This is a genomic window from Pseudomonas psychrophila HA-4, from assembly GCF_000282975.1.
Lineage (GTDB): Bacteria > Pseudomonadota > Gammaproteobacteria > Pseudomonadales > Pseudomonadaceae > Aquipseudomonas > Aquipseudomonas psychrophila_A.
Genome location: NZ_ALJC01000132.1, coordinates 1 through 2,167, shown reverse-complemented (window position 1 = coordinate 2,167; position 2,167 = coordinate 1). Strand labels below are relative to the sequence as shown.

Annotated in this window: 1 protein-coding gene; it reads right to left on the bottom strand. The window is 54.8% G+C overall.

What is annotated here, in order from left to right; translation table 11 throughout:
- Positions 1-158: 158 nt before the first annotated feature.
- Positions 159-1,601 (bottom strand): magnesium transporter, encoded by a 1,443-nt coding sequence (gene mgtE / locus B347_RS0123375; RefSeq protein WP_019412118.1) that lies wholly within the window; start codon positions 1,599-1,601, stop codon positions 159-161.
- Positions 1,602-2,167 lie beyond the last annotated feature (566 nt).

Here is a 2,167-nt window from a genome sequence, read left to right as displayed (position 1 = left end):
TGAGGATAGGTCAGAAGGTGTAAACCTTATTCAGGACGGGACAAAACCAATAAAAAAGCCAGCACTGCGCTGGCTTTTTTTATGAGCGCTTTTCAGGCGCTGTGTCGCTGATACAAAAACGGCCTGATCAGACAGATGTCCAATCAGGCCGTTTGCGGTCAGAGCAGGAAGATCGTTGCCAGACCGAGGAAAATGAAGAACCCGCCACTGTCGGTCATGGCGGTGATCATCACGCTCGCCCCCATTGCTGGATCGCGCCCCATGCGCGCCAGGGTCATGGGGATCAAAACCCCCATCAAGGCGGCCAGCAGCAAGTTAAGCGTCATAGCGGCGGTCATTACCACCCCCAGCGACCAACTGCCGTACAGCAGGAACGCGACGATACCGATGACCCCACCCCACACCAAGCCATTAATCAAGGCAACAGCCAGCTCTTTGCGCATGAGGCGCGAAGTGCTTCCGGTGTTTACTTGGTCCAACGCCATGGCGCGCACAATCATGGTGATGGTCTGGTTGCCGGAGTTGCCGCCAATCCCGGCCACAATGGGCATCAGGGCCGCGAGGGCGACCAGTTTTTCAATCGAGCCTTCAAACAGCCCGATCACCCGCGAAGCAATGAACGCGGTGACCAGGTTGACTGCTAGCCAGGCCCAACGGTTACGCAAGGATTTCCAGACCGAGGCAAAGATGTCTTCTTCTTCGCCAACACCCGCCATGTTGAGGACTTCGCTTTCGCTTTCCTCACGAATCAGGTCGACCATTTCGTCGATGGTCAAACGACCGATCAGCTTGCCGTTTTTGTCGACCACCGGCGCCGAGATCAAGTCATAACGCTCAAATGCCTGGGCCGCGTCGTAGGCGTCTTCGTCCGGGTGGAAACTCACCGGATCGTTGGCCATGACATCGGCCACTTGTTTTTCAGGGTCGTTGACCAGCAAGCGTTTGATCGGTAGCACGCCCTTGAGCACGCCGTCGTAATCGACCACAAACAGTTTGTCGGTATGCCCGGGCAACTCTTTGAGACGACGCAGGTAACGCAAGACAACTTCAAGGCTGACGTCCTCACGGATCGTCACCATCTCAAAGTCCATCAGCGCGCCGACTTGATCTTCGTTATAGGACAACGCGGAGCGAACGCGCTCACGCTGCTGACCATCAAGGGTCTCCATCAGCTCGTGGATGACGTCTCGCGGCAGCTCAGGCGCTAGGTCAGCAAGTTCGTCGGCATCCATCTCCTTGGCCGCAGCCAGGAGTTCGTGATCGTCCATGTCGGCGATCAGGGTTTCACGTACAGAGTCAGACACTTCCAGCAGGATGTCGCCATCACGGTCAGCCTTAACCAACTGCCAAACCGTCAGACGGTCGTCCAGCGGCAAAGCTTCGAGGATGTAGGCAACGTCTGCGGAGTGGAGGTCTTCGAGCTTGCGCTGAAGGTCAACAAGATTTTGGCGGTGAACCAGGCTCTCGACCCGGTCTTGGTGATGGCCTTCCTGACGATGAGTCAGGTCTTCGACCACACGCTGGCGATTAAGCAGTTCAATAACTTGAGCGAGGCGGCTTTGCAGGCTGTCTTGCGTTTTCTTTACTTCAACTTCGGTCATAGGCGAACTCCACTCCCAGCAGCAGGGCACGCCGGAAGGATCAATCAGTCAATTCATGATTGGAAAAGCGGGATGCTGAGCTACTACTGGGTAAGTCCATGGAGGGTTTCCACAAGCCCCGGCGGGGCTGACGGGCGCATCATACACGGCTTAAAAATTAATGACGCTATAAATCTGTGGAGATAACAAACGTTTAAGACTGCGCCTAGACAGCTGAATCTGCGACGCCAAAAGCGCTTGGGAGAGCACACCTTTTTTACGATTCTTCGCGCCGCATGCAATCTCTGCTGGAACGAGCTTGTCTCGTGATCTTTTGATCATCTAAAAGAGTGCGAGCCGAAATCGCTCCTACAAAGAGACCGCACCGGGCTCCGTAAATTCCTAAGCGAAGCCTAAGCGGGTTCAAGATAAACAGAAGATAAGTCGGGGACGTGACAAAAAACGCCGCCAACCCACGCGATTCAAAATTACTCAAATCGCAGATAGCAAAAAGCCCGCATACGATGCGGGCTTTTTGGTGTTTGGTGCACTCGACAGGATTCGAACCTGTGACCGCTCGGTTCGTA

Excerpts from the sequence above, each read along its gene's own strand:
- mgtE (WP_019412118.1), bottom strand. The coding sequence starts at position 1,601 with ATGACCGAAGTTGAAGTAAAGAAAACGCAAGACAGCCTGCAAAGCCGC.